The organism is Henriciella aquimarina (assembly GCF_002088975.1).
Classification (GTDB): Bacteria; Pseudomonadota; Alphaproteobacteria; order Caulobacterales; family Hyphomonadaceae; genus Henriciella; species Henriciella aquimarina.
The window spans coordinates 14554-40593 of the sequence record NZ_NCST01000003.1 but is presented as its reverse complement, the minus strand read 5'-3'; the positions used below and the strand labels follow the sequence as shown (position 1 = coordinate 40593).

General features: G+C 64.5%; 27 protein-coding genes, 1 pseudogene and 1 riboswitch. Of the genes and pseudogenes, 12 read left to right on the top strand and 16 right to left on the bottom strand.

What is annotated here, in order from left to right:
- Positions 1-776, top strand: a pseudogene (locus tag B8784_RS00735) (penicillin-binding protein 1C); the annotation flags it as partial.
- Here B8784_RS00735 and B8784_RS00730 read toward each other — a convergent pair.
- Together B8784_RS00730 and B8784_RS00725 are read right to left on the bottom strand one after the other, a co-directional pair.
- Complete coding sequence (locus tag B8784_RS00730) at positions 773-1168, bottom strand: GFA family protein (protein ID WP_084395718.1); 396 nt, start codon at positions 1166-1168, stop codon at positions 773-775. The pseudogene B8784_RS00735 and the gene B8784_RS00730 overlap by 4 nt on opposite strands.
- A gap of 9 nt (positions 1169-1177) precedes the next feature.
- Positions 1178-3811, bottom strand: a complete 2634-nt coding sequence (locus B8784_RS00725) for a hypothetical protein (RefSeq protein WP_084395717.1) — start codon at positions 3809-3811, stop codon at positions 1178-1180.
- Positions 3812-4072: 261 nt separating this feature from the next.
- Between B8784_RS00725 and B8784_RS00720 the strand changes: the two genes are divergently transcribed.
- A complete protein-coding gene (locus B8784_RS00720; RefSeq protein ID WP_233355908.1) occupies positions 4073-4867 on the top strand; it encodes a sterol desaturase family protein in 795 nt (264 codons plus the stop codon).
- Here B8784_RS00720 and B8784_RS00715 read toward each other — a convergent pair.
- The 4 genes from B8784_RS00715 to B8784_RS00700 all read right to left on the bottom strand — a co-directional run bounded on the left by B8784_RS00715 (position 4864) and on the right by B8784_RS00700 (position 7609).
- Positions 4864-5559: a TlpA family protein disulfide reductase gene (locus B8784_RS00715; protein ID WP_084395715.1), complete on the bottom strand. Its 696-nt coding sequence runs from the start codon at positions 5557-5559 to the stop codon at positions 4864-4866. The genes B8784_RS00720 and B8784_RS00715 overlap by 4 nt on opposite strands.
- A gap of 115 nt (positions 5560-5674) precedes the next feature.
- Entirely contained in the window at positions 5675-5998 is a 324-nt protein-coding gene (locus B8784_RS21800) for a hypothetical protein (protein ID WP_084395714.1), read from the bottom strand.
- 31 nt (positions 5999-6029) lie between these two features.
- The gene (locus tag B8784_RS00705; protein ID WP_084395713.1) at positions 6030-6356 is read right to left on the bottom strand and encodes a hypothetical protein; all 327 of its coding nucleotides are present in this window, start codon (positions 6354-6356) and stop codon (positions 6030-6032) included.
- A 44-nt stretch (positions 6357-6400) separates the two neighbouring features.
- Entirely contained in the window at positions 6401-7609 is a 1209-nt protein-coding gene (locus tag B8784_RS00700; protein WP_084395712.1) for an acetyl-CoA C-acyltransferase, read from the bottom strand.
- A gap of 145 nt (positions 7610-7754) precedes the next feature.
- On the opposite strand from B8784_RS00700, the gene B8784_RS00695 reads away from it, so the two are divergent.
- Positions 7755-8117, top strand: coding sequence for a DUF4112 domain-containing protein (locus B8784_RS00695; protein WP_084395711.1), 363 nt, complete (start codon positions 7755-7757; stop codon positions 8115-8117).
- Between the two features lie 62 nt (positions 8118-8179).
- Positions 8180-8698 carry a DinB family protein gene (locus tag B8784_RS00690; RefSeq protein WP_084395710.1) on the top strand — a complete coding sequence of 173 codons (519 nt, stop codon included), beginning with the start codon at positions 8180-8182 and terminating at the stop codon, positions 8696-8698.
- Here the strand turns inward: B8784_RS00690 and B8784_RS00685 are convergent.
- Together B8784_RS00685 and B8784_RS00680 are read right to left on the bottom strand one after the other, a co-directional pair.
- On the bottom strand, positions 8685-9149 hold the full coding sequence (locus B8784_RS00685; RefSeq protein ID WP_084395709.1) for a hypothetical protein: 465 nt from the start codon (positions 9147-9149) through the stop codon (positions 8685-8687). The genes B8784_RS00690 and B8784_RS00685 overlap by 14 nt on opposite strands.
- Positions 9150-9161: 12 nt before the next feature.
- Positions 9162-9545 carry a DUF6152 family protein gene (locus tag B8784_RS00680; RefSeq protein ID WP_084395708.1) on the bottom strand — a complete coding sequence of 128 codons (384 nt, stop codon included), beginning with the start codon at positions 9543-9545 and terminating at the stop codon, positions 9162-9164.
- A gap of 158 nt (positions 9546-9703) precedes the next feature.
- Between B8784_RS00680 and B8784_RS00675 the strand changes: the two genes are divergently transcribed.
- Positions 9704-10096 carry a VOC family protein gene (locus tag B8784_RS00675; RefSeq protein WP_084395707.1) on the top strand — a complete coding sequence of 131 codons (393 nt, stop codon included), beginning with the start codon at positions 9704-9706 and terminating at the stop codon, positions 10094-10096.
- Positions 10097-10199: 103 nt separating this feature from the next.
- On the opposite strand, the gene B8784_RS00670 is transcribed toward B8784_RS00675, so the two are convergent.
- Positions 10200-10502, bottom strand: a complete 303-nt coding sequence (locus B8784_RS00670) for a CC_3452 family protein (protein ID WP_143435223.1) — start codon at positions 10500-10502, stop codon at positions 10200-10202.
- A gap of 266 nt (positions 10503-10768) precedes the next feature.
- Here B8784_RS00670 and B8784_RS00665 point away from each other — a divergent pair, with 266 nt between their 5' ends.
- The 7 genes from B8784_RS00665 to B8784_RS00635 all read left to right on the top strand — a co-directional run bounded on the left by B8784_RS00665 (position 10769) and on the right by B8784_RS00635 (position 18749).
- On the top strand, positions 10769-12079 hold the full coding sequence (locus B8784_RS00665) for an acyl-CoA dehydrogenase family protein (protein WP_084395705.1): 1311 nt from the start codon (positions 10769-10771) through the stop codon (positions 12077-12079).
- Between the two features lie 87 nt (positions 12080-12166).
- Positions 12167-13366: a vWA domain-containing protein gene (locus tag B8784_RS00660; RefSeq protein WP_084395704.1), complete on the top strand. Its 1200-nt coding sequence runs from the start codon at positions 12167-12169 to the stop codon at positions 13364-13366.
- Between the two features lie 86 nt (positions 13367-13452).
- Positions 13453-13547, top strand: a riboswitch (glycine riboswitch).
- Positions 13548-13735: 188 nt separating this feature from the next.
- Positions 13736-14890 (top strand): glycine cleavage system aminomethyltransferase GcvT, encoded by a 1155-nt coding sequence (gene gcvT / locus B8784_RS00655; protein ID WP_084395703.1) that lies wholly within the window; start codon positions 13736-13738, stop codon positions 14888-14890.
- 11 nt (positions 14891-14901) lie between these two features.
- Positions 14902-15297, top strand: coding sequence for a glycine cleavage system protein GcvH (gene gcvH / locus B8784_RS00650; RefSeq protein ID WP_084395702.1), 396 nt, complete (start codon positions 14902-14904; stop codon positions 15295-15297).
- A complete protein-coding gene (gcvPA, locus tag B8784_RS00645; RefSeq protein WP_084395701.1) occupies positions 15297-16640 on the top strand; it encodes an aminomethyl-transferring glycine dehydrogenase subunit GcvPA in 1344 nt (447 codons plus the stop codon). Before gcvH ends, gcvPA begins: the two co-directional genes overlap by 1 nt.
- Positions 16641-18212 (top strand): aminomethyl-transferring glycine dehydrogenase subunit GcvPB, encoded by a 1572-nt coding sequence (gene gcvPB / locus B8784_RS00640; RefSeq protein WP_084395700.1) that lies wholly within the window; start codon positions 16641-16643, stop codon positions 18210-18212.
- A gap of 249 nt (positions 18213-18461) precedes the next feature.
- Entirely contained in the window at positions 18462-18749 is a 288-nt protein-coding gene (locus B8784_RS00635; RefSeq protein WP_199288568.1) for a hypothetical protein, read from the top strand.
- An 89-nt stretch (positions 18750-18838) separates the two neighbouring features.
- Here the strand turns inward: B8784_RS00635 and B8784_RS00630 are convergent, their stop codons facing one another.
- From B8784_RS00630 to B8784_RS00600, 7 genes are all read right to left on the bottom strand, one after another.
- The gene (locus tag B8784_RS00630; RefSeq protein WP_084395699.1) at positions 18839-19432 is read right to left on the bottom strand and encodes a F0F1 ATP synthase subunit B family protein; all 594 of its coding nucleotides are present in this window, start codon (positions 19430-19432) and stop codon (positions 18839-18841) included.
- A gap of 9 nt (positions 19433-19441) precedes the next feature.
- Positions 19442-19984 carry a F0F1 ATP synthase subunit B family protein gene (locus B8784_RS00625; protein WP_084395698.1) on the bottom strand — a complete coding sequence of 181 codons (543 nt, stop codon included), beginning with the start codon at positions 19982-19984 and terminating at the stop codon, positions 19442-19444.
- 91 nt (positions 19985-20075) lie between these two features.
- The gene (locus B8784_RS00620; RefSeq protein WP_084395697.1) at positions 20076-20312 is read right to left on the bottom strand and encodes a F0F1 ATP synthase subunit C; all 237 of its coding nucleotides are present in this window, start codon (positions 20310-20312) and stop codon (positions 20076-20078) included.
- Between the two features lie 116 nt (positions 20313-20428).
- Entirely contained in the window at positions 20429-21199 is a 771-nt protein-coding gene (locus B8784_RS00615; RefSeq protein WP_084395696.1) for a F0F1 ATP synthase subunit A, read from the bottom strand.
- Positions 21199-21594 (bottom strand): AtpZ/AtpI family protein, encoded by a 396-nt coding sequence (locus tag B8784_RS00610; protein ID WP_158085531.1) that lies wholly within the window; start codon positions 21592-21594, stop codon positions 21199-21201. Before B8784_RS00610 ends, B8784_RS00615 begins: the two co-directional genes overlap by 1 nt.
- A 127-nt stretch (positions 21595-21721) precedes the next feature.
- Complete coding sequence (gene smc, locus B8784_RS00605; protein WP_084395694.1) at positions 21722-25183, bottom strand: chromosome segregation protein SMC; 3462 nt, start codon at positions 25181-25183, stop codon at positions 21722-21724.
- Between the two features lie 22 nt (positions 25184-25205).
- Positions 25206-26030: a DsbA family protein gene (locus tag B8784_RS00600; protein WP_158085530.1), complete on the bottom strand. Its 825-nt coding sequence runs from the start codon at positions 26028-26030 to the stop codon at positions 25206-25208.
- Positions 26031-26040 lie beyond the last annotated feature (10 nt).

Sequence of the window (26040 nt, the reverse complement as noted above, 5' to 3'; positions counted from 1 at the left end):
TGGCGCTGGGCGGGGCCGGGCTGACGGCGCGCGAGCTGGTCGTGATCTATGCCGCGCTCGGCGATGATGGTCATGCCAAGCCTCTCGTCTGGGATGCCGACAAGGAACCGGCGATGCACGAGGCCAAGGGCTACCGCCTGATGAGCCCGGACAGCGCGCACAAGATCCTGCGGATCCTCAAGAATGCGCCGACGCCGCCGGGCCGCATGCCGGGGCGGCTGACGGCGAATGCACCGCAGATCGCCTTCAAGACCGGCACCTCCTATGGCTTCCGCGATGCCTGGGCCGCCGGCGTGTCGGGCGATCATGCGATTGTCGTCTGGGTCGGCCGCGCGGATGGCGCGCCGCGTCCGGGCGCGACCGGGCGCACCACGGCGCTGCCCATCCTGTTCGAAGCCGCCGACCGGGCGGCCTATCATCTCGGCGGCAATGGCGGAGCGAAGACGCGGCTGATGAGTGACCGGGCCGCAGAGGCGAAAGGCGCGCTTGCCCGCTTCGAACGCGGCGGGGAGCGACCGCAGATCCTGTTTCCGCCGAAAGAGGCCGAACTCTGGTCGGGTGAGATCAATGGCAAGCCGGCCCGGCCCTTCGTGCTGGCCGGGCGCGGCGAAGGCCCGCTGCGCTGGTATATCGACGGAGAGCCGTGCCCGACCGACGATTCCGGCGCGCCCGTCTGGGCCCCGGACCGGTCCGGCTTCTATGAGGTGAGCGCGGTCGACCCGGCGGGCCGCGAGGCGAGCGTGCAGGTGCGCGTCATCGGCGCTTCGGCCGGCTAGGGCCGTCCGGGCAGGTCGTTGAGATCGTCCAGCCAGGAGAGGCGCCGGCGCATCCAGATCTGGTAGGTTGGTGCGATCCGTTCCGGTTCATCGAGGCAGCCGATCAGCAGGCTGATCAGCGCGTCGCCGGGCTCGAATGTGCAGAGCGAGGTGCCGCAGACCGAACAGAAGCCGCGCTCGATGCCGGGCGAGGATTCATACCAGGCGGGTTCCCCTTGTTCCCATTCAAACCCTTCGACGGGAAAGTTCACGAAAGCGGCCGCCGGCGCGCCGGTGGCCTTCCGGCAGGTCTCGCAATGACACCAGTGGGGCGACTCCCAGGGGCCGGTCGCGCGGAACCGGACGGCGCCGCAGAGACAGCCGCCCGGATAGATCCCGCCAGAGCCAGCCATCCCTGCCGATCAGGTCCAGGGGTTGAAGCGCGTCTTCGGACGGGCCGGGGCCTGGTCCTGCTCGGCTGTCTGCTCTTCCTCGCGATTGTCATTGTCGACATGGGAGAGAGCGTGCTCGGGCTCTTTCGGCGCTTCCTGCGGCGAGACCGCATCGAGATCCTCATCGGAAACGCTGGCCTCGACATAGCTGTCATCGCTGCCGGGCTGATTGTCGAGATTGGTCACATCCGGAATGTCGCTCGAGGAGTCCTCGCCATAATCGGTGGGATAGTCTTCGGTCGCATCGATGAGGACAGGGCCCGGCGTGACGGCTTCCGACGGTTGCTGCGTGCCGGCCGGCTTGGGTGAGCTTGGCGTGAAGCCTGTCGCGGTGGCACCGAAGCCGAGCCCGGCGCTGAGCCCGCTGAGCGAGAGCGTGCGCGGCTGGGCCGGTTCCGGCTCAGCCGTCGGGGCGTCCGGCGTGGGCGTGGAGAAGGCCGGTTCGACCGGGGCCTCTGCCGCCGGGGCGTCAGGCGCTTCGGGGGCCGGTGCCTCTTCCGTGCTAGCCGCAGCCGCCGCTGGTGTCTCTTCATAGGTGAGCGGCGTCTCATCTTCAGGCGTGACCGCCGCCGGGGTCTCTTCAACCAGGCTGGCGGACGCAACGGTTTCCTCAACCGGGGTGTCCTCGGCCTGGACCGGCTCGGGGTTTTCCGCCACGGCCGGCTCATGGCTCACTTCCGGCGCCTGCGCAAAGGCGGGCGTTTCGTCCGGGGCCGCCGGTTCGAAGCCCGTGGTGGACGGCTCTTCGGCGGCCTGCGTGGGTTCAGCAAAGCTCGGCGTAAACTCTGTCGTCGGCTCGGCTTGGGGATCGGAAAGGACCGTCTCGCCGGGCAGGTCGTCCATGGCGAACTCTGTGTCCGTCTCAATGCCTTGTTCCGTGTCCGCTTCCGGCTCCGGCGAGGAGGGCATCGACATCATGGTCGCCGCCGCTCCGATCTCGGAGTCGACTTCCGCGTCGGCCGGGGCGTCCTCGGAGGCTTCGGCGCCAACGGCTTCGAGACCGGCCGCGCCGAAGGGCACATAGCGCACGACATTGTCGGCTTTGGTTTCGGCTTCAGCCGTAACCGGCGTTTCTTCGCGAGGCTCTTCGGTCTCCGCCGGTTCCTCGGCGGCGGCTGCCTCAACCGGGGCGAGCGGAGGCTCGCTGGGTGTCGTCTCCGGCGCGGGGGCGGCCTCTGGCGTTTCGGTCTCGGTGCCGAGCGTGCTCCATGAGGGCGCCGGGCTGTAGGTCTGGGTGTCTTCAGCCGGAACGTCCGGGGCCGGTTCGTTCAGCTCGCCGGCGTCGCTTGCGGACGCGGTCTCTTCCTCGCTCGTGGCTTCGACCGGTGTGTCCACCGGCTCTTCGCTGGCGGCTTCGACGGGCGTTTCGAAGTCCGGCGTGGCCGCTTCGATCTCGGCTTCCGCTTCGGCCTCATCCACGGCCGGAGCGGCCGCTTCCGGGGCGAGCTCGTTCGGCGCCTCGGCACCAAACGGTGTGTAGGACATGGGCGGCACAGCATAGGACGGGTTGAGCGACGGGGCCTCATCCGCTTCGCTTGCGCTCGCCTCGGCGGCGTCTTCTGTCTCTTCCGTGTCCGTTTCGGCCTCAAAGGCCGGCATGGTTTCGGCTTCCGCCTCTGCCGCGGCCGGCGCGTCATCCTGCTCGGCCTCGGCAGCCGGTTCCTCGGCGGGCGTTTCCGCCGGCGCCACCGTGGCGGCCTGGATGTCGGTGCCGTTTACCTCGTCGGCGAGACGGGCCACCGCGCCGCCGACATCTTCGGCGTCGTCATCGTCTTCCTCGGTCTCATAGGCCATGGAGACGGGCGTTGTGTCGCTGGCGGTCTCGTCGTCGTCTTCAGAAGCTTCGTCAGCGGCGGCGAAAGCCGTCTCTTCGTCTTCTTCCGGTTCGACCAGCGCCGTTTCGGGCACGCTTACATCGACGAGGTCCTCATCGGAATCCGTCGTTTCAAGCGTGTCGTCCGTGCTCTCGGGCTCGACGGCTTCGATCTCTTCCGGCTGCAGGGCGGTGGTGTCATCGCCGGCATCCTCAATCTCGTCCGGGGCCGCCCCGGTGACCGGCAGAACCGTCTCGTCGGCTTCACCCTCTTCAACCGGCTCAGCCTGCGTTTCGGCTTCGGCCTCGGCTTCGACAGGCTCGCTCGTCTCCGCGTCGGTTTCGCTCGCTTCGGCTTCAGCTTCCGTTACCTCGGTGTCGGACTCGCTTTCGGCAGCCGCCGCTTCGGCGGTGTCTTCTTCCGCCACTTCAGGCTCGGCGGTCTTGGGCTCAGCGGCATCATCCGAGAGACCGGCCAGCAGCGTGTTGATCGCGGCTTCCGTGCCGCGCGCCTCGCGGCAGGCATCGCGGGCAATCGCCGCGACGAGATCGCCATAAGTGCCGCCTTCGGCATGCGGCGTCGCGTTCAGCACGGTGGCGCTGGCATCCTCGAGCGCCTTGCCGGCTTCCGTCGACAGCAGGATATGCGGCGGTTCGGGCGTCAGGCGGACGGCATAGCCTTCCGTCGAATAAAGGACATCCCCATTATCCTTCTCGATCCAGTCGATCTTCTTCTGCGCCGTCATGGCGGCGAGGCGATCAATCAGCTTTTGAGTGGATGGATGAAGCATCTGGCAGATCCAGTCTCTTTTTTCGGTTACAGGTCCGGCTTTTCGTCTAACGCCTCAGACGCGAATGATCAAAGTGTCGAGGCGGTGAGAAATGTGAAATTGTGGTCACAACACACAATCCGGGCAGGCCTGTGGCAAGGGCTGAATTTTCTTTGCGCAGGCACAGTGTCGTTAGGCGGCCTTTGAAGGCTGCCGCGCCACCCCAGATAAGTGCAGGAAAGGAAAAGACAAAACCCTGTGAGTCCCGACCTGATCATACGGATGAGCGTCTTTCTTGGCGTGTTTGCGACGCTTGTCGTGATGGAAATCCTGTTTCCGCGCCGCCGGCCCGGCCTGTCACGATTGCAGCGCTGGCCGGGCGCGGGCGTGCTTTTCATCACCGGCGCCGTGCTGGGGCGTCTCGCGGTGCCCGCCGGACTGGCAGGCCTAGCGCTATGGGCAGACGGGCAGGGGATCGGCCTGTTCAACCTCGTGGACGCGCCGGTCTGGCTGGTCGGTCTGGTCTCGCTGGCGCTGATGGACCTCGCTGTCTGGGCCCAGCATCTCGCCATGCATGCCGTGCCGGTGCTGTGGCGGATGCACCGGGTTCACCATGCCGACCCGCATATCGATGTGGTGACCGCGCTCCGGTTTCACCCGGCCGAGATTCTCGTCTCGCTTGTCTGGAAGGCGGGGGTCGTGATCGCCTTCGGCATTCCGGCCTGGGCGGCGTTCACCTTTGAAATCGCGCTCAATGCCTTCGCGCAGTTCAACCATGCCAACTGGGCGCTGCCGCAGCCGGTCGACCGCGTCCTGCGCCTGCTCGTCGTCACGCCGGACATGCACCGCGTGCATCATTCGACCGACCACGTTGAATCCAATCGCAATTTCGGTTTCTGCCTGTCGGTCTGGGACCGGCTGTTCCGCCTTTACAAGGCGCAGCCGGCGGCTGGCCATGAGAGGATGGAGATCGGCCAGGCCGACTGGCGCACGGCGAAGGATCAGGCGCCGCTGGCGCTGCTGACACAGCCACTCAAATCCCCGCACCCGCCGTCGCGGGCGGCGCCGGATCGCTAGGTGTTGTCCTCTTCCGGGGCTTCGTCCTGCGCGGCGTTATATTCGCGCTTCACCTCGGCAATGTCCTTCAGGAAATCCTTGACCGGTTCGCCATTCTCGGCGGCCGACAGTTCCGAGCGGAAGCCCTGGACCGTCCGGTCGGGCGCGACGATGAGATAGCTTGGCGTCCACCGGATGGAGAGCGTCTTGCGGATCGAGGCATCCGGATCGAGCAGGGTGGGGAAGCTATAGCCCTTCTCCTCGAAATAGGCCTCGACCGAGCCATAGCGGCCATAGGCCTCGTCGACGCGCTTGGCGCTTGGCGGGGTGTGGATGGAGAGGAAAGCCAGGTCCGGATCCTGCGCGATCGCACTCGCCAGCGCGGCGACATAGGGCGCATCGGCCATGCAGTCGCTGCACCACAGGCCCCAGACCTCGATCACCGTCCACTGGTTTTTGAGTTCCTGCGTGGAAAAGAGCGGCCCGGCCACCATGGTGCCGGAAAAGTCCGGGATCGGCTTGCCGAGATATTCATAGGTGAAGGGCCGGCCATAATCGTCGCGGGGGACGTCGCCCGGCTCGGTTTCGGCGGAGGCCGGCACAGGGGTTTCCGGCGTGATGAAGCCTGTCGCCTTCTCGGTATTGGTCGTGTCGCCGCCGCCGCAGGCGGTGATCAGCGCGAGGGCGGATGTGGCAATCAGGGTGCGGATCATGGAATAAGGCTCTGTTTTTTCTCTGTCATCAGAAAAACTAGGAGCCTGTTTCCATGAAAAAAGCCCCGGCGCATGGGCCGGGGCTTAACTGTCTGATTAGCTGAGGTAACAGCCCTTAGCTGCCAGGCGCGCGCGTGCGAAGGGCATCGCGCTGGATGTCGGACGTATAGCCCTGGCTCGCACTTGTCCTCGCCGCCCACATGGCGCGGGTGGCGCAGACGCGTTTCGGGATGGTCGAGCCGATCTGGTCTTCGCGCCGGCAGACCTCTTCATCGGGGTCGAGCCCCTGCGCCTTGAGGTCAGCCCGGATTTGAGGTGTGACCTGCACGACCTGGGCGCCGTTGGACAGGGTGGCCCTCTGGCCGGACTGCCCATTGGTGCAGCCCGCTGCGATCAGGCCGAGACCGGCCAGGCCGGCAGCGAAGAAGGATACTTTCATTCAAGTGTCTCCAGTGAAGAAAAAAGACGGCTCAGGTGCCTGCATTCGGGTCGCGGGTGCGCAGGGCATCACGCTGGATGTCAGACGTGTAGCCCTGGCTTGCACTTGTCCTCGCCGCCCACATGGCGCGGGTGGCGCAGATCCGCTTCGGAATCGTTGATCCGATCTGATCCTCGCGTTTGCAAACCTCTTCATCGGGGTCGAGCCCCTGTTGTTTGAGATCTGCCCGGATTTCAGGCGTGACGTGCACGATCTGCGCCCCGTTTGACAGGGATGCACGCTGGCTGGCCCCATTGGTGCAGCCACCAGTAATGAGGCCGAGCGCCATGACGCCGGTGAGAAAGGCCAACTGTTTCATGAAGGTCTCCGGTGAGCGGGTGCTGACCCGAAAGCCTACATGACCTAGCTGTAAATCTCAAATAGACCGGCCGCGCCCATGCCGCCGCCGACACACATGGTCACGACGCCCCATTTGGCGCCGCGCCGGCGGCCTTCGAGCAGGATGGAGCCGGTGCAGCGCGCGCCGGTCATGCCGAAGGGGTGGCCGATGGAGATCGAGCCGCCATTGACGTTGTACTTTTCCGGATCGATGCCGAGACGGTCACGCGAATAGAGGCACTGGCTGGCGAAGGCTTCGTTGAGCTCCCACAGGTCGATATCGTCGACCTTCAGGCCATGACGCTCCAGCAGGCGCGGCACGGCGAAGACCGGGCCGATGCCCATCTCGTCCGGGTCGCAGCCGGCGACGTTGAAGCCGACGAACCGGCCGAGCGGCTCGAGATTGCGCTTCTTGGCCTCGGCGGCTTCCATGACGACGACGGCGGCAGCGCCATCCGACAGCTGCGAGGCGTTGCCGGCGGTGACATACTTGCCTTCCTTGACGACCATGCCGCCGGAGAAGACCGGCTTCAGGCCGGCCAGCGTCTCATAGGTCGTGCCCGGACGGTTGCAGTCATCCCGGTCGGCGACGACGTCCTGGAAGGTCTCTTCGCCGGTTTCCTTGTTCACCAGCTTCATGCGGGTGTTCAGCGGCACGATTTCCTCGGCCATCTTGCCCGATTCCTGGAAGGCGGCGGTGCGGCGCTGGCTCTCGGCGGAGTACATGTCCTGGGCTTCGCGGGAAACGCCATACCGGTCGGCGACGATCTCGGCGGTTTCGATCATGGTCATCCAGATCGCCGGCCATTCCGACATCAGCTTGTCTTCGGTGTAGCGGTAGGTGTTCATGTGGCCCGAGCGTGAGACGAGCGACAGGCTCTCCACACCCCCGCCGATGGCCATCGTCGCACCTTCATTGATGACGGTATGGGCCGCGTTCGCGATGGCCTGCAGGCCGGAGGAACAGAAGCGGTTGATCGTGGCGCCAGCCGTCGAGGAAGGGCAGCCGGCCCAGAGAGCGGCGTTGCGCGCGACGTTGTGGCCGGTCGCACCTTCCGGCTGGGCCGAGCCCAGGAAGACGTCCTCGACCTCTTTCGGATCGATGCCCGCGCGGTCTATGGCGCCCTTGATGGCGTGGCCCGACATGGTGATGCCATGGGTATCGTTGAGGGCGCCGCGGCCGGCTTTGGTCAGCGCGGTACGCGCGGTTGAAACAATGACAGCTTCTCTCATGTCTGGTCTCCTCCGGGATGAGCCTTGGTTATGTTGCGCGGCAACCTAGCGGCGGCAGGGAAAATAGGCCAGCCCCTATCATGCGGCGTTTTGTGCTGCAGAATGTGGGTGGAACCTGCCGCCGCCACAGGAGCTATTTCTTCAGATGAAACAGACGCATGAGACTGAACGAGAGACGACCGACATCGACAAGCTGGCCCGGCTGCTGGACTCGCAGTTTCGCGTGCCCGGCACGCAGATGCGCTTCGGGCTGGATGGCCTGATCGGGCTTATCCCCGGCATCGGTGACGCCATCTCGGGCGGGCTTGGGCTCTATATCGTCAAACGGGCGCGCCAGGAGGGGGCGTCGGGCTTTCTCATTCTGCGGATGCTGTCCAATCTGCTGATCGACACGATCCTCGGCGCCATCCCGCTGGTGGGCGACCTGTTCGACTTCGGCTTCCGCGCCAATCTGAAGAATGCCCAGCTCCTCCAGAAACACCTCGACAAGCGCCATGCCGGCGGTTGAGGGGCTGGCGGAGCGGTCCTCGGTCTCTTAAATTCGGGGCCGGTCTATCGAGGGGATTTTCCATGATCGGGGTCGAGCATCCGCGTCTCATGGCGCGCTATAATCGCTGGCAGAACACCAGTCTCTACGAGGCTGCCGATACCCTGTCCGATGCCGGGCGGCGCAAGGACCGGGGCGGCTTCTTCCGCTCCATTCACGAGACGCTGTCGCACATTCTCTGGGCCGACCAGATCTGGCTGTCGCGCTTCGGCGCCTGCGAGGCACCGGATGTGGGTATTGCGGACTCGCCGGCCTTCCATGCCGACTGGACCGGGATGAAGGCGGCCCGCCAGGCGATGGACGAGACCGTCCTGACCTGGGCCGACAGCCTGGACGAGACAACGCTCGCCTCTGATCTCACCTGGTTTTCAGGCGCCGCACAGGCTGAAGTGTCAAAGCCGGTCTGGCTGCTGGTCACGCATATCTTCAACCATCAGACGCATCATCGCGGCCAGGTCCATGCCATGCTGACCGCGGCAGGGGCAAAGCCGGACGATACCGACATCTTCCTGATGAAGGACGAGACCTTCAGGTCCCGGTAAACGCAATCAGGCGGCCACAGATAAGGGCCGCTACCCAGCAACCGAGCGATGCCGCGCCGAGCAGTGTGCGCGCAGGGCCCTGTTCACGCTTAAGGATGCCGGCCCATTGAGCGCCAAGCGCGATGCCCGTCCCCAGAGCCACAAAAAAGAGTTTGATCTGGAAGGCCGGATTGGCGGCGTATTCGGCGGGGCGAACCGAGAACAGGAAAAAGCCGGTGATCACGGCAAGGCACAGCCCGGCCATGGCAACCTGCGGCAGCACATGTGTGAGCGGCTCAAGCGGCGCCCGTTTCCACATGCCGAGCAGTCTCAGGTCGAGCGGGACGATGGCGCCAACGATCAGGCTGATGCCGAGAACGTGTGCCGTGCTGGCTGCGGCATATCCCCAGCGCGAGCCGCGCATGTAATCTGCGACCGGCGTCTGTGCGATGAGTTCGAAAAGGGCGTTCACGCTGACGGAGTGTCAGTCGCGGTCGGGATAGAGCGCATGCTCTTTGCCGTCGATGAAGACCCGTTCTGCCTTCAGGAGGCGCTCGCCTTCCTGGCTGGACGGTTCGCCGACAATGCGCAGCTCGCTGCCGGGGGCATAGTCTTCGTCCGTCAGGCCGGCGCGGTCATTGCGCCAGGGCTGACCGACTTCAATCGTCCAGATCTCGCCATCGACATCGAGTTTCAGTTCTCCATGAGGATTGCCGAGGCTGGCTTCCGTGACGGTCCCGGTCACGTCCATGTTCTCTCCAGTCGTCCAGGACCAGCCATGGTGGGCGAGCGCGGGGGCGGCGAAGAGGGTGGCGGTGGCCGCACCGGCGATGAGGGCGCGGAAGTGGGAAAGGGCGTTCGGTTTCATCGGGGATATCCTTGCTCAGTTACTGAGCAAACGCCTGCCTCGGCAGGCCGGTTCCACTTCGCCCGAGGCCGTCTGGACAATCCGCTTTCGAAGATGGCTGGCGCATTTCCGATTTTTGACGCACATTCTTTTTTCAACTGGAGAGGGGAAAGGACGTCATGTCCAATATCATTGGTGTCGGTGGCATTTTCTTCCTGTGCGAGGACCCGGACGCGACGACCGCCTGGTATCGCGATGTGCTGGGGGTCGGGATGAATGAATATGGCGGCTTCGACTTCCTGCATGAAGCCTCGGCCAGTGCCTATCCGACCGGCGCGCGTACCGTGTTTGCGCCCTTCCAGGCCGGGAGCGACTATTTCAAGCCGTCCAATCACGACACCATGTTCAACCTCATGGTCGACGATCTGGAGGCGGTCCTGAACCGCATCGAAGCGGCCGGGGTGGCGCAGACCCAGCCGCGCGAAACCTATGACTATGGCAAGTTCGCCTGGATCATGGACCCGGACGGGCGCAAGGTCGAACTCTGGGAGCCGGTCGAATCCGGGCTGTAGCCGGCGCGGCCCGACCCTGCGCTAAACCGGGTTGCCAAGAAAAAAGGCCGTTCTCATGAGTGAAGAACGGCCGGAGTGTTCAGAGAGTGAGACGAAAGTTCACTTATCGTTTCGCTGACTTGTTGCACTCGGCAAGGTCTTCCGCCGAAAGGCTTTCCTTGTCATTGCTGAAGCCAGCAAGCTCGCCAACTTCCGAGGCGACCTTCTTGCAGGTCCGCACCGTGACGGTGCGGCGGTTCAGTTCCGCCACGCAAGTATCCTGATTGCAGTCCCACAGGGCCTTGGCGGCGATGATGCGCTCCGAGGAGTCCTGGGGCTGGGCAAGCTTGGCGGTGAAATTCGTGCCGGCCAGGGCCGGCAGGGTGAAGACGGCGGCAGCCGCCATGAGGGGGAGGAAACGGGACATGGGAGGAAACCTTCTCTTACAGGCTTTTGGCGTGGCGTGTTCATCTTGTCTTTGGCCACACTCTCATTCTATGAGTGCTGAATAATTTGTCAATCGTTCAGTGTTAAGAAAATTTCTATAGCTTTTCCGGCGTCGGCCTGATGGCGCGGGGCGAAAAAACTTTGTCCGCTTGACGCAACGGCGCTGATTGAAGCGCTCCGGCTGCCCGGTATCCTCGCCTGCAAGGACAAGACAGCATCCTCAAAGGACAAAAAGGGAGGCCGCCCATGGATTTCAACATCCCCAAGGAGATCGCCGACTATCTGGTCGTGCTCGACAATTTCATCGAAGAGAAGATCAAGCCGCTCGAGCAGAAGGACGACAATATCCGCTTCTTCGACCATCGGCGCGAATGGGCGCGGACCGACTTCGAGAATGGCGGCATGCCGCGCCCGGAATGGGAAGAGCTGCTGACCGAGGCCAAGAAGCTCGCCGACGAGGCCGGTCATCTTCGCTATGCGCTGCCGAAGGAATTCGGCGGCCAGGATGGCACCAATCTCGGCATGGCTGTCATCCGCGAACACTTCGCCCGCATGGGGCTCGGCCTGCACAATGACCTGCAGAACGAGCACTCCATTGTCGGCAATTTCCCGCAGATCCTGATGCTGCGCGACTTTGCCCGCGATGACCAGAAACACCTCGCCGAGGCCGCGCTGAAGGGCGAGTTCAAGGCCTGCTTCGGCCTGACCGAGCCCAATCACGGCTCCGACGCCACGCATATGGAAACCCGCGCGCAGCGGGCCAAGAAAGACGGCCGGGATGGCTGGCTGATCAATGGCGAGAAGATGTGGATCACCGGCATGCACGTCGCCTCCCACATCATGCTGTTCTGCCGCACCAGCGGCGAGGATGGCGACGCGAAGGGCATCACATGCCTGATCGTGCCGGCCCGTGACCCGGCCATCGAGATCGACGAGTATATGTGGACCTTCAACATGCCGACCGACCATTGCCGGTTTCGCATCAAGGATCTCTGGGTGCCGGAAGATGCCGTCTTCGGCCCGCCGGAAGGCGGCCTCGCGCTTGCCCAGCACTTCGTTCACGAAAATCGCATCCGCCAGGCGGCAAGCTCCTGCGGGGCGGCGATGTTCTGCATCACCGAGGCGATCAACTATGCCAATGAACGCCGGCCCTTCGGCAAGGCGCTGTCGCACAATCAGGGCATCCAGTTCCCGCTCGTCGAACTGGCGACCCAGGCGGAGATGCTGCGCCTCCTGATCTTCAAGACGGCCTGGCAGATCGACCAGATGTCGAAGCCGGATGTCGCCATCTATCTCTCCGACAAGGTGTCGATGTGTAACTATTACGCCAACCGCCTCTGCTGCGACGCGGCCGACCGGGCGATGCAGGTGCATGGCGGCATGGGCTATTCGCGCCACAAGCCGTTCGAGCACATCTACCGCCATCACCGCCGCTACCGGATCACCGAAGGCTCCGAGGAGATCCAGATGCGCAAGGTCGCCGGCCACCTGTTCGGCTTCATGGGCCCCAACAAGGGCAAGAACCGCAACGAGCCCTTCGACTTCGCAATCCGGTAAACTCGCGCATCAGGCGAAATTGGCACAAGGTTTGCTCTTGTTCCGGGAAAGGCCGCTGTGTGGCCGGTTTTGGGACGGGGCAAATCGATGTGGGACTTCATTCGGGATTTCCGCCGCGACGAAAAGGGCGTCGCGGCTGCCATCTTCGCGCTTGTGGCGGTGGCGATCTTTCTGGTGGCCGGGTTCGCGTTGGACATGCAGCGTACGGTGACGGCCGAGACACGGCTCCAGGCTTCGCTCGATGCCGCCGCGCTGGCCGCCGCCAAGACGCTCGAGAATGCCTCGGCCAGTGACGAGGAGATCCGGGCCGTCGCAGTCTCGGCCTTTGCCGCCGACATGCTGACCGCCAATACCGATGTGCACTGCGCCGATCCGACGGTTACCATCGACCGGGACGGGGGCCGCGTGAAGGTCGCCTCCGGCTGCGATGTCGAGACGACCTTTGCGTCGCTGATCGGACGCGATGCGGTCTCTTTCGAGGACCATGCCATGGCGCGTGCGGCGATCACCGAGCTCGATGTCGCCTTCATGCTGGACGTTTCCGGCTCGATGAAGGGCAGCAAATTGAATGCGCTCAAGACCTCTGCCAGCGATGCCATCGACCTGCTAATCAATGACACGACCGGTGACCGCGTCCGCGTCGCCTTCAACACCTATGCGACCTCGGTCAATGCCGGTGAGTATGCCGAAAAGGTCATGAAGCTGCCCTCCTGGATGCCGGCGAAGACCTGCGTTTCCGAACGGGCGGGCAGTGCGGCCTGGAGCGATGACGCCCCGGGGCTTGGTACATGGCTCGGCCTTGATGCCTGGTCGTGCCCGAGCTCGTCGATCGAGCCGCTCACCTCGGACGCCGCCGCGCTGAAGGCCGGGATCGACACGTTGACGGCCGGTGGCAACACCGCCGGTCATCTGGGCGTCGCCTGGGCCTGGTATCTCATTTCGCCGGAGTGGGCCGATATCTGGCCGGCCGCTTCGCGCCCGCACGCCTATGGCGCGCCGAACACCAAGAAGGCTGTCGTCCTGATGACCGATGGGGTGTTCAACACGGCCTATGTATGGTCGCTCGGCGACAGTTCGAGTCAGGCAAAGAAGCTCTGCGAGGAAATGCGCGGCAGCGACATTCTCGTCTATGCCGTCGCTTTCGATGCACCCAAGAGTGCACAGGACACGCTGAAGGCCTGTGCCGGCGACGCCGATCGCTATTTCGAGGCCGAGGATGGCGACGAGCTCAATGCCGCCTACAAGGCCATTGCGAGCCAGCTCACAAACCTTTCACTGACCGAATAGGCTTTGGGCAAAGCCGGTCTCTCGCAGCCGGGATCAAGACTTTGCCTTGCCGAAAGCGCGATTCCAAAATAGATATGGTGTCAGTAACGCATCTCCCCGGGAGAGAGTGGGCCGTCAAACGCCCGCCGCCGAAGGCGCAACCGCCCCGGAAACGCTCAGGCAGAAGGACCGGGAGAGAGTACAAAACGCTGGAAAGAGGCAGATGCGGGTCATGTTTCGCATCGCAGGCCTCGCCGAAGGAGCAAGTTCTTTCAACGCCCCAATGACCGGGCAAGGTTGAAGGACGGAATCTCTCAGGCGCCGAGACAGCGGGGGCGGTCACTTCCTCGATAGGCGAGGGCTGGTGGCCGTTGATCCCCGAGAGGCGCCATGGCGGACCAGATAACAGACGATCTCAAAAAGACCCCGCTGCACGGGCTCCATGTTTCGCTGGGTGCGAAAATGGTCCCGTTCGCCGGCTATGACATGCCGGTGCAGTTCGAGGGCGTGAAACCCGAACATCTCTGGACGCGCACACAGGCCGGCCTGTTCGATGTCTCGCATATGGGCCCGTGCTTCCTGACGCTGGCCGAAGGTGTCAGCGACAAGGCCGAAGCCCATGACAAGATTGCCGCGCTGATCGAGGAACTGGTGCCGAGCGCCATCTCCACGCTGAAGCCCGGCCAGGCGCGCCTGTCGGTGCTGCTGAACGAGAATGCCGGCATCCTGGATGACCTGATCATCACCCGCCTGCCGGACGAGCATCAGAACGGCCGGCTCTACATCGTCGTCAACGGCGCGGTGAAAGAGCAGGACTGGGCGCTCTTCGAAGAAAAGCTGAAGGGCCGCGCGGTGCTCCAGCGCGCCGACAATGGCGTGCTGATGGCGCTGCAGGGGCCGAAGGCGGCCGAGGTGCTGGAAAGCTATTTTCCCGGCTGCGAGGATCTCAAATTCATGCGCTGCATGCTGGCCGCCTGGGACGGGGGCGAATGCATCGTCAGCCGCTGCGGTTATACCGGTGAGGACGGCTTCGAGATCATGATCCCGGCCGATGCCGGCCACAGTCTTGCGGTCAAGCTGATCGAGGATGAGCGCGTCAAACCCATCGGTCTCGGCGCGCGCGACAGCTTGCGCCTGGAAGCCGGGCTCTGCCTCTATGGCCATGACATGGACGAGACGCGCAATCCGGTTGAGGCCGACCTGCAATGGGTGATCCAGAAATCGCGCCGCGAACGCGCCGACTTCCCGGGCGCGGAAATCGTGCTCGAAGCCCTCTCCAACGGGCCGAAGGAAAAGCGCGTCGGCATCCGCCCGCTCGAACGCGCCCCGGCCCGCGAAGGCACCGAGATCCATGTGAAGGGCGAGCCTGTCGGCGTCGTCACGTCCGGCGGCTTCGGGCCGAGCGTCGATGGCCCGGTGGCCATGGGCTATGTCCGCGCCGATCTCGCGGAACCGGGCACCCCTGTCGAGCTTATGGTGAGAGGGAAACCGCGCGCCGGTGAAGTCGCCGCGCTCCCCTTTGTCGAACACAATTACAAACGTTGAGGACCAGCCAGATGACGCAACATTTTACCCAGCAAGTCACCTTCTACACCGAAGATCATGAGTGGGTGACCGTCCACGGCGATCTCGCCACGGTGGGCATCACGAAATACGCCGCCGACCAGCTCGGCGATGTCGTTTTTGTCGAGACACCCGAGGTCGGCAAGACCGTGAAGAAGGGCGACGAGATGGCCGTCGTGGAAAGCGTGAAAGCCGCTTCCGACGTCTACGCGCCGCTCTCCGGCGAGGTGATCGACGCCAATGGCGAGCTCGCCGACGCGCCGGAAAAGGTCAACGAGCACCCTGAAACCGAAGGCTGGTTCTGTGTCATCAAATTCTCCGATGGCGCCGAGACCAAGGGCCTGATGGACAAGGATGCCTATTACGAATTCTGCAAGGGACAAGCCTGATGCGATATCTGCCGCTCACGCCCGAAGACCGTAAAGCCATGCTGGCCACGATCGGCGCGGACTCGGTCGATGCCTTCTATGCCGACGTGCCCGAAGCCGTCCGTCTGGGCGGCAAGGTGGCGGGCTTGCCCGACCATCAGGGCGAGCTGGCCGTCGAGCGGCATATGGCGGCCCTTGCGGGCAAGAACCGCGTCGCTTCCGATGGTCGCTTCTTCGTCGGCTGCGGGGCTTACAAGCACCATGTGCCCGCCAGCGTCGACCACATCATCCAGCGCTCGGAATTCCTGACGACGTACACGCCGTACCAGCCGGAAATCGCACAGGGCACCCTGCAGACCCTGTTCGAATTCCAGAGCCAGGTGGCCGCGATGACGGCGATGGATGTCGCCAATGCCTCCATGTATGACGGCTCGACGGCCTGCGCCGAGGCCGCCATCATGGCGTGCCGCGTCACCAAGCGCCGCCGCGTCGTGCTCTCGGGCGGCCTGCATCCGCATTATGCCGCGGCCACGCGCACCGTCTGCGAGGCCCAGGGCATCGAAGTGGTACAGCTGCCGCCGGCCGTGGACGACGAACTGGCGCTCAAGGACGCTGTTACCGACAAGACGGCCTGCGTTATCGGCCAGAGCCCGAACGTCTTCGGCACGGTGACAGATCTCTCGCCGGTCTCCGAAGCCGCCCATGCCGATGGCGCGCTGATGGTGTCTGTCTTCACCGAAGCCGTCTCGCTCGGCCTGGTGACGCCGCCCGGTGAAATGGGCGCCGACATCGCCGTCGGCGAAGGCCAGTCCATCGGCAATGCGCTGAACTTTGGCGGGCCTTATGTCGGCCTGTTCGCGACGACGAAGAAACATGTCCGCTCCATGCCGGGCCGGCTGTGCGGCGAAACGGTCGATGCCGACGGCCAGCGCGGCTTCGTGCTGACGCTGTCGACGCGCGAGCAGCATATCCGCCGCGACAAGGCGACGTCCAACATCTGCACCAATGCCGGGCTCTGCACGCTCGCCTTCACCGCGCACATGACGCTGCTCGGCGACAAGGGCTTCACGCAATTGGCCGAGCTCAACCATGAGGCGGCCTGCGCGCTCGCCGATGCGCTGGAAGAGGTCGACGGGGTCGAGATCCTCACCCCGCGTTTCTTCAACGAGTTTGCCTTCCGCGTGCCGGGCAATGCCGAGGCCATCCTCGCCCAGCTCGACGAGCTTGGCGTGATCGGTGGCGTGCGCGCCTCCCGCATCCTCCCGGGCAAGGGCATGGACAATGTCATCATCACGTGCGCCACCGAGTGCACGACCGAGGACGACATCAAGGCCTATGCCGACGCGCTGAACGAGGTGCTGTAAATGACCATGAATTCCCAGGGCCGTTCCACCACGCCAGACGAGGCGATCCCCATGTCAGAGATTCAGACCGTTTCCGGATCCCGCGGGCTGCAGCAGCGCGAGGACCTGATCTTCGAAACCGGCAGCACCGGCAAGACCGGCGTCGACCTGCCCAACCCGAAAGGGACGAAGTCCCGGCTCGGCAGCGTCACCCGCAAGCGCCCGACAGACCTGCCGGGCCTGTCGGAGCCGGAGACGATGCGCCACTATGTGCGTCTCTCGCAGAAGAACTACGCCATCGATCTCGGCCTCTTCCCGCTCGGCTCGTGCACGATGAAGCACAATCCGCGGCTGAACGAGAAAGTCGCGCGCATGCCGGGCTTTGCCGACATTCACCCGCTGCAGCCGCAGGCGACCGTTCAGGGCGCGCTGGAGCTGATCGACCAGCTGGCCACCTGGCTGAAGACGCTGACCGGCATGCCGGCCGTCGCGATGAGCCCGAAGGCCGGCGCGCATGGCGAGTTCTGCGGCATGATGGCGATCCGCCGGGCGCTGATCGCCCGCGGCGAAATCGAGACGCGCACCCGCGTGCTCGTCCCGGCGTCTGCCCACGGCACGAACCCGGCGACAGCCGTGCAGTGCGGCTTCAAGGTCGATGAGATCAAGGCCGACGAACGCGGCCGCGTGAACATGGAAGACTTCAAGGCGAAGCTGGAAGACAGTTCCGACATTGCCGGCATCATGCTCACCAATCCGAACACGTGCGGCCTGTTCGAGACCGACATCATGGAGATTGCCGACCTCATCCATGAGGCGGGCGGCTATTTCTATTGCGACGGCGCCAACTTCAACGCCATCATGGGCCGTGTGCGTCCGGGCGATCTCGGCATCGACGCGATGCACATCAACCTGCACAAGACCTTCTCCACGCCGCATGGCGGGGGCGGGCCCGGCGCCGGGCCGACCGTGCTGTCGGACGCGCTCGCCGATTATGCGCCGGTACCGTTCGTCGTGAAGGACGAGGACATCTACAGCCTGGTGGAAGAGACCGAAGGCGAGGGCGAGGAGGCCTTTGGCCGCCTCTGTGCCTTCCATGGCCAGATGGGCATGTTCACCCGCGCGCTCGCCTACATGCTGAGCCACGGCGCCGACGGCCTGAAACAGGCCGCCGAGGATGCCGTGCTCAACGCCAACTATGTGCAGGCGCGTCTCAAGTCCACGATGACGGCCGCCTTTGACGGCTATTGCATGCACGAGGCGCTGTTCTCGGACGCCTTCACCGCCGAAGGGATCGACACGCTCGACATTTCCAAGGCGCTGATCGACGAGGGCTACCACCCGATGACCATGTATTTCCCGCTGGTCGTCCACGGGGCCATGCTGATCGAGCCGACCGAGACCGAGTCCAAGGCCGAGCTGGACCGCTTCTGCGACGCGCTGGGCGCGATTGCGGAACGGGCCAAGGCAGGCGACGAAAGCCTCAAGGGCGCGCCCTATCTCGCCCCGATGCGCCGGCTCGACGAGACCCAGGCCGCGCGCAAGCCGGTCCTGCGATGGACCCCGCCAGAGCCGGACCGGATGGCCGCCGAATAAGGCCTCTCCAGATCGCTATATCCCGTGTCACGCCGGCTCCCCTGGGGCCGGCGTGATTGCTTTGCGGAACAGGTCTTGCCAGCTGCGGATTGCTTGGAAAGAATGAATCCGAGCGGTCTTTCGCCCGAAATTGATCACAATCAGGGCTTCATCTGGTAATGCAGTCAGATAGCTGGATATTCCCGGATATCGAAGCCATATCCTGAGCCGGAAGACGAAAGAGAGACCAGATAAGAGGAGCGTCGGCGCGTGCCACTACAGACTGTCACCACTGGCCTTCGCGCCCTTTTTCGTCAGGTTCTCGCGGTTACCGGGCTCGGCATGATTGCGCTCGCCATTCCGGTGGCCTTCCTGACGCCGGTCCTGCCGATCGGCCTGCCGCTGGCCATTCTGGGTGTCATCCTGCTGGGGCGTAATGCGATCTGGGGCAAGCGCTGGATGGAGAACCGGATGGCGCGCCATCCGAGCCTCGAGCGCTTCGCGCCGAACTGGCTGATGAAGCTGGTCTTCGGGCGCGACAAGAACCCGACGCGATAGGCGCGCTCTTCTTTCGAAAACCCAAACAAGAAAAAGCCCCGCCGTTTAAAGGGCAGGGCTTTTACAAATTCTGACTGTCAGGCGGAGCCCTAGTTCAGCGACTTCTCGATCTCGTTGAGCGCTTCGGTGAACATATCGCCGCGCTTGGGCGAATTGGCGATGATGTCCTTGGCGGCGCGCGTGGCGGCATCGGCAGCCGTGCGGCGCACATCCTCAGCGGCTTCGGCCTCAGCGCGGGCGATGCGGGCTTCGGCCTGGGCCTCGCGGCGGGCGACGCGCTCTGCGAGGTCCTTACGGGCCTGCTCGACCATCAGCTTGGCATCCGCCTTGGCCTGCTTGACCATGGCTTCGGCCGTCTGGTCGGCTTCCTTCTGCTTGCGCTCGGCATCGGCCAGCATGGAGGCGGCTTCCTCGCGCAGGGCGCGGGACTCGTCCAGCTGCTTCTGGATTTCCGAGGCCCGGTCATCGAGCGACCGGCCGACGAATTTGAAGGCGCCCATGGCCGCAGCGATGGCGATGAAGATCACGAAGGCCGCGGCGGCGACATTGGTCGTCGGGTCCAGGAAGGGCGCGACGATGTGATAGAAACCGCTGCCGGCCTCGTGTCCGCCTTCCTCGACCGCCAGGGCAACCGGGGCCGCAAGCGTGGCGAGAAGGGCCGTGGTAAGAAGACGTCTCGTCATGATGATCTCCTAGCCTTTCGTTGCCCGGTCGACGGCGGCCTTGGCGTCGGCTTTGGTTGCCTTCACGCCAAAACGGCCGAGCATGGCCTGGGTCGCCTCGGTGGCGATGGATTCGACATTGGACAGGGCTTCGGCGCGGACCTTGCGGATACGCGTCTCGGCTTCGTCCAGGCGGGCGGAGAGCTGCTCGTCCACCTTGCGCGATTCCTCGGCGATTTCGGCCTCGACCTTGTCGCGCGCCTTGTCGGCGGTTTCGCGGGCCTTGGCGCGGGCTTCGGCAAGATGCTGTTCCTGCTTCTGCTTGGCTTCCTTGGCCTGTTCGTCGAGGCGGGCCGCCTCGTCGAGGGCATCGGCAATCGTGTCACCGCGCTTCTCGATCACGCCGCCCAGCTTGGGCAGCACGAACCGGGAGAGGACGATGTAGAGACCGCCAAAGAGGATCACCAGCCAGAAGAGCTGGGACGCAAAGTGCGACGGATCGAAGGGCGGGAAGGATGCACCTCCACTGCCTTCGGCATTCGGCGCGGGAGCGGCAAGAGACAGGAACATCATGGAGTCAACCTTGATGGCAGCACGTCAGAAGGGAAATGGCCGGCCCGTCTACCATCGGGTGCGGGCCAGCCGAAGTCGAAAGTCTGAAACCTCAGACCACGAACAGGATCAGGATGGACACCAGGAAGGACAGAATGCCGAGGGCTTCCGACAGGGCCATACCGATGAAGAGGTTGCCGGTCTGCTGCGGGGCAGCCGACGGATTGCGCATCGCGGCGTCGAGGAACGAGCCGAAGATGTTACCCACACCGATGGCGGCACCGATCATGCCCAGCGTGGCGAGGCCTGCACCGACATATTTGAGGCCGAGAGTGATATCGCCGTCCATTTCGAGATCTCCTTTAGGAAAGACTGATATTGGTTTGGTGCCCGTGAAGCCTGTTCGTGCGGGCGCGTCAAGTGTTGTGGCGCGGCCATGACGGGCCGCACCGGCGAAACAAGTCCTTAGTGAGCGGGGTGAAGCGCGTCGTTGATGTAGACGCAGGTCAGGATTGCGAAGACATAAGCCTGCAGCCCGGCCACGAGGAATTCCAGCGCATTGAGGGCGATCCCCATGCCAAAGGCAAGCGGCGCGATCACGATATAGGCTCCGCCCAGCGAAGCGAGCGTGATGGCAAAGCCGGCAAACAGCTTCAGCATGATGTGTCCGGCCAGCATGTTGGCGAAAAGACGCAGCGCCAGGGTCACCGGACGGGCGACGAAGGAGATGACCTCGATCGGCACCAGGAGAATGTAGATCGGCCACGGCGCGCCGGCGGGCGCAAACAGCTTCAGGAATTTGAAGCCGTTCTTGTAGAAGCCGTAGATGAGCACGATGGAAATGACGAGCAGGGCAAGCGCGCCGGTCACGATCAGGTGGCTGGTCGTGGTGAAGGCGTACGGGATCATGCCCAGCATGTTCGCGAAGAACACAAAGAAGAAGAGGGTGAAGATGAAGGGGAAGAATTTCAGCCCTTCCTCACCGGCCGCGCCGCGAATCATGTCGGCGACGAAGCCATAGCCGATCTCGGCGATGGACTGCATGCGGCTCGGCACCAGCTTGCCGCGCGAGGCGGCCATGCCGAAGAAGGCCACGATCAGCACGCAGCCAAGCAGCATGTAGAAAGAGGCGTTCGTGAAGGACAGGTCGAGTCCGCCGATCGGACCGATCTCGATCAGCTTCTTTACCTCGAACTGGTGCATCGGGTCGGCGATCTGCCGGAAGGAGAGATTCATCAGCCCTTTGTCCCGTCGTTCTCCGGCCCGTCATCCGGGCCCGTTGCGTCTGTGTTTCCTGCCGCCGTCAGCTGGCGATAGGCGCGTATAACATTAAGGATTCCGGCTGCAAGGCCGAATCCCAGCATGGCGAGCAATCCCCAGGGCTTTGTGCCGAAGAAGTGGTCGATCACGAGACCGAACATAATCCCGACAAAGACCGATGCCCCGAACTCTGCCCCATAGCGGAGCGCCTGCGCACCGGCCGAGACCGACCCGTCCATGTCTGCTTCGCGCCGCGCCTTCTCGGCGTCTCTCGATGCCCGTTCAGCCTGGGCTTTCGCGATCCGTTCGCTGAGATCATTCCGCTCTGGACCGGCCATGTGAGACGCCTGAATGCCGCTCGAAACCGACATGGGGAGGACCCCCTGCCATTTGCGCCGGAAGCTATTTGAGGCCATGACCCAAGTCAAGCCGCAGTATGGCCGTGTAGGGCCTTGAAATTATTGATCTTAATTAGTTTTCCGTATTTGACGCAGCGCCTTACTCGGCTGCGACGAGCTCTTCGGCGGCATCGAGATCGACCGAAACCAGCTTCGAGACGCCTTTTTCGCGCATGGTGACGCCGAACAGGCGGTCCATCCGGCTCATCGTCACCGGATTGTGAGTGATGACGATGAAGCGTGTATTCGTCTTGCGTCGCATCTCGTCCAGCAGGCGGCAATAGCGGTCGACATTCGCATCGTCCAGCGGCGCGTCGACCTCGTCCAGCACGCAGATCGGGGCGGGCCGTGAGAGGAAAACCGCGAAGATCAGCGCGGTCGCCGTCAGCGCCTGCTCGCCGCCAGACATCAGGCTCAGCGTGCCGAGCCGCTTGCCCGGCGGTTGTGCCATGATTTCCAGGCCGGCCTTCAGCGGATCCTCGTCATCGACCAGGCGCAGCTCGGCCTCGCCGCCGCGGAAGAGGGTGGTGAACAGTGCCTTGAAGTGTTCGTTCACCCGCTCGAAGGCTTCCAGCAGGCGCGCGCGGCCCTCATCGTTGAGCGCGGCAACGCCCTCGCGGAGCTTCTCGATAGCCCGCAGCAGGTCATCCTTCTCGACAGCCTGCGCGCCCAGACGCTCGGCGAGTTCGTCGGCTTCGGCCTCGGCTTCCATGTTCACGCCACCCAGCTGGTCGCGGTCGCGGCGCAGGAAATCGAGCTGGCGCTCGGCCTCGGACGGCTCAAGCGTTTCCAGCTCCTCTTCGTCGATCCCGGCCTTTGCGAGCGTCATCAGCCCTTCCGGCATGCGCTGGAACTGGGTGCGCGCGGTCTCGACCGCATCCTCCAGCCGGCCCTCGGCATTTTCCAGGCGCACCTTCGCACCGGCGAGCGATTCGCGCGCTTCCATCGCCGCGCTGGATGTCTCGCGGGCATGGGTTTCGCTTTCGCGCAGGCTCGCTTCCTTCTCGGCGAGCCGGTCGGCAGCCTGTTTGCGCTCTTCCTCGAATTGCGCGACGCGCTCGGCCAGTGCATCGATCTCGCCCTGCATCTCTTCCGGTTTGGAGCGGGCGCGTTCGGCCTCGCCGGCGGCTTCGGCGCGGCGCTTGAGCATGTCGTCCAGGCGCTGCTCGCTATTGGCGAGCCGGGTGGTCCAGCGCTCGACATCCTTCTGGAAGCCCTCGCGCCGGGCAATCGCCTGCTCGCGGTTGCGCGTGATGTCGGCGAGCCGGCCCCGGCACTCGGTCTCGTGCTCGCGGGCCTGGCGCAGCTGTTCGCGCGCGCTCTCGGACGTTGCTTCCAGCCGTTCCAGCTCGGTGTCGTCGCCGCCGATGGAGACCAGCGACAGCGATTCTTCCACCCCGCGCAAATCCGATTCGACGCGGGCGAGCGCTTCGCTGGCCGATTCGCGTTTGACGTCCGCGCGCTCGAAGGCCTGCTTGGCTTCGGCCGTGGCCGAGCGCGCGCGATTCAGCTCTGCGGTCTTGGGCGAGACCTGGCGGCGGGCGTCTTTCAGATCGTCTTCGGCGGTGATGCGCGCGGCCTTGGCCTCCGAGAGGGCCGCGGCAGCCTCAGACAGCCTTTCGCGCGCCGGGCCGATTTCGCCCTGGGCGTCTTCCAGCCGGGCCTGCTGGGCCAGCCGTTCGGTGGCAGAGACCGGCGCATCGGGGGTACGGGTAAACCCGTCCCAGCGCCAGAGATGGCCTTCGGTCGTGACCAGCCGCTGGCCGGGCTTCAGCTCGCCAGCGAGCCGGGGCCCGTCTTGCGGGCTGACCACGCCGCATTGCGACAGGCGCGCGGAGAGCTCGCCGGGCGCGTCGACAAAAGTGTGCAGCGGCTCGGCACCGGCGGGCAGAGCATCGGTCTTAACCTCGCGCCCGGCCCAGTAGAGCGAGGAGTCGGTCTGCGTGGAGGCCTGCAAATCATCGCCCAGCGCGGCGGCGACAGCCTTTTCATAGCCGTCGCGTGTGCGCACCCGGTCGATCACCGGCGGGGCCTGCGGGCCTTCGGCTTTCTTCAGGAGGCGCTGAAGCCCGCCAATTTCGGACTCCAGCGTGCGCACGGCCTGATCGGCCTCGTCCTTCGGCGCCTGCGCCTCGGCTTCGCCCTCGCGGGCTTCGGCGAGCGCGGTTTCCGCGGCATCGACGGCGCGCTCGGCATCGTGAACCGCCATTTCGGCAGCTTCCTCGGCCTGCTGGGCCTCGGTCAGTTTCGTCTGAAGGGCCGCCGTGTCCGGCATCTCGGCCAGCTGGCGTTTCAGCCGCTCGGCATCGGCTTCGAGGCCGGCCTTGCGGCGGCGCTGGGCTTCCGCGCTCGCCTCGGCGGCCTGACGCTCGGCCTTCATGGCGGCGAGCCTGGCAGAGACCTCGTCGGCCGCCGCCTGCGCGTCGTCGAGCGCGGTGCGGGCGGCCTCGAGGTCGGCCTTGGCCTTCTGCTCGAGCTCTTCATTGGCCTGCGGATCCTCGGTCGGCAGGGCGGCGAGATTGTCTTTCGCTTCTTCCAGCGCCTGCTCGGCCTCGTCCTTCTGGGCCTGCTCGCGCTGGATATCGTCCATCAGGCGGCGGGCTTCGCTCTCATGACGCGCCAGCAGGTCGGCGGCGTTCTTGCGCTCTGTCTCCAGCCGGGCGAGGTCGATCCGGGCCTGGCCGAGTTTGCCGGAGACCACCGATTCCGCGTCGCGCAGGGGCTGCAGGCCTTCACCGGCCTCGATCCGTTTAGTCTCGGCGACAGCCGCTTCCCGCGAAAGCTGCTCGACTGCATTGCGGCAGCGGGCAAGCTCTTCCTCGGCCTGCGCCTTGGCCTGTTTGGCGGCTTCCCATTTGAGGTGCGCGAGGAAGGCTTCCAGCGCGGAAATCTTCTCCGACAGTTCCTTGTATTTGCGTGCCTTTCTGGCCTGGCGCTTCAGGCTTTCCAGCTGGCGCTCGACTTCCGCCGAGACTTCCGACAGGCGTTCCAGATTGGTCTCGGCACCGCGCAGTTTCAGCTCGGCCTCATGGCGGCGGGAATTCAGCCCCGAAATGCCGGCAGCCTCTTCGAGGATGCGGCGGCGGTTCTGCGGCTTGGAGCCGATGAGTTCGGAAATCTGGCCCTGGCGCACCAATGAGGGGGAGTTTGCCCCCGTCGAGGCATCCGCGAAGATGAGCTGGATATCCTTGCCGCGCACGGTGCGGCCATTCAGCTTGTAGGTCGAACCCGCGCCCCGTTTCAGCCGGCGCTGGATTTCCAGCACGTCGGAAGCATTGAATTCCGGCGGGGCGGTACGCGCGGTGTTGTCGAGAACCAGCGTGACCTCGGCCAGTTCGCGGGCCGGGCGCTGCTGCGAGCCGGAGAAGATCAGGTCGTCCATCTCCCCGCCGCGCATCGCCTTGGCCGAGCTTGCGCCCATGGCCCAGCGAAGCGCTTCGAGGAGGTTGGACTTGCCGCAGCCATTCGGTCCGACAATGCCGGTCAGGCCGGGAAGAACCGGAATTTCCTGCGGCTCGACAAAGGATTTGAAGCCTGCAATGCGCAGCTCTGTAATGTGCAAAGCAGGCTCCCCTGTGTTGGTGTTACTCCGGTGTCGGCTCTTCTGACGCCGGTTCGCTCGTTCCTGTATCGCCGGATTCGGCGTCCATGTCGCTTTCGCCTGCAGCGGCGGGCGTTTCAGCCGGGTCAGAGGTCTCCGTCGGCGCCGTCGTTTCGCTCTCGGCAGCCGCCGGTTCGGCCGCAGGCGCGTCCTCGCCGAGCGCTTCATTCAGCGCGGTCTGCATGCCTTCCCAGGTGCGCCACTGCGTGCCGTCCGGCTCCTCGCCATTGATGAAGACGGTCGGCGTGCCGGTCACGCCGGCATCCTCGCCCTGGCCGACAGCCGCGGCGATGGATTTGCGAATGCCGGAATCCTGCAGGCACTGGTCGAAGGCGGCCGGATCGGTGATGCCGTGATTGGCCGCGATCTGCTGCAGGGCGGCTTTCACCTGGCCGCCATCGCGCGCGATGCTGATGATCGCCATCTGGCGCTCGAACAGCTCGTCGAGCACGTCGAAATACTTGTCCTCGCCGGCACAGCGGGCAATGGCGAAGCCGGCGACCGTGATATTGGCCGGGGCCGTCGGGAATTCGCGGAACACGAACTTCACCTTGCCGGTCGAGACATATTCCTCTTTGACCTTGGCGATCACGTCATTCTTGAACTGCAGGCAGTGCGGGCAGGTCCAGGAGGCGTATTCGACCAGCGTGACCGGCGCATCTTCCTCGCCGATATACATGTCGCCCGTCGCAGCGCCGTCTGTATTCGCCGATGAAGAATTGCCATTGCCTTCGCCCGCGGCGCCGCAGGCGGCCATGGCGAGAAGGGACGCAGCGAGAACAGCTGTGCGGCGTGTGATGGCTCTCATAGTCATAACC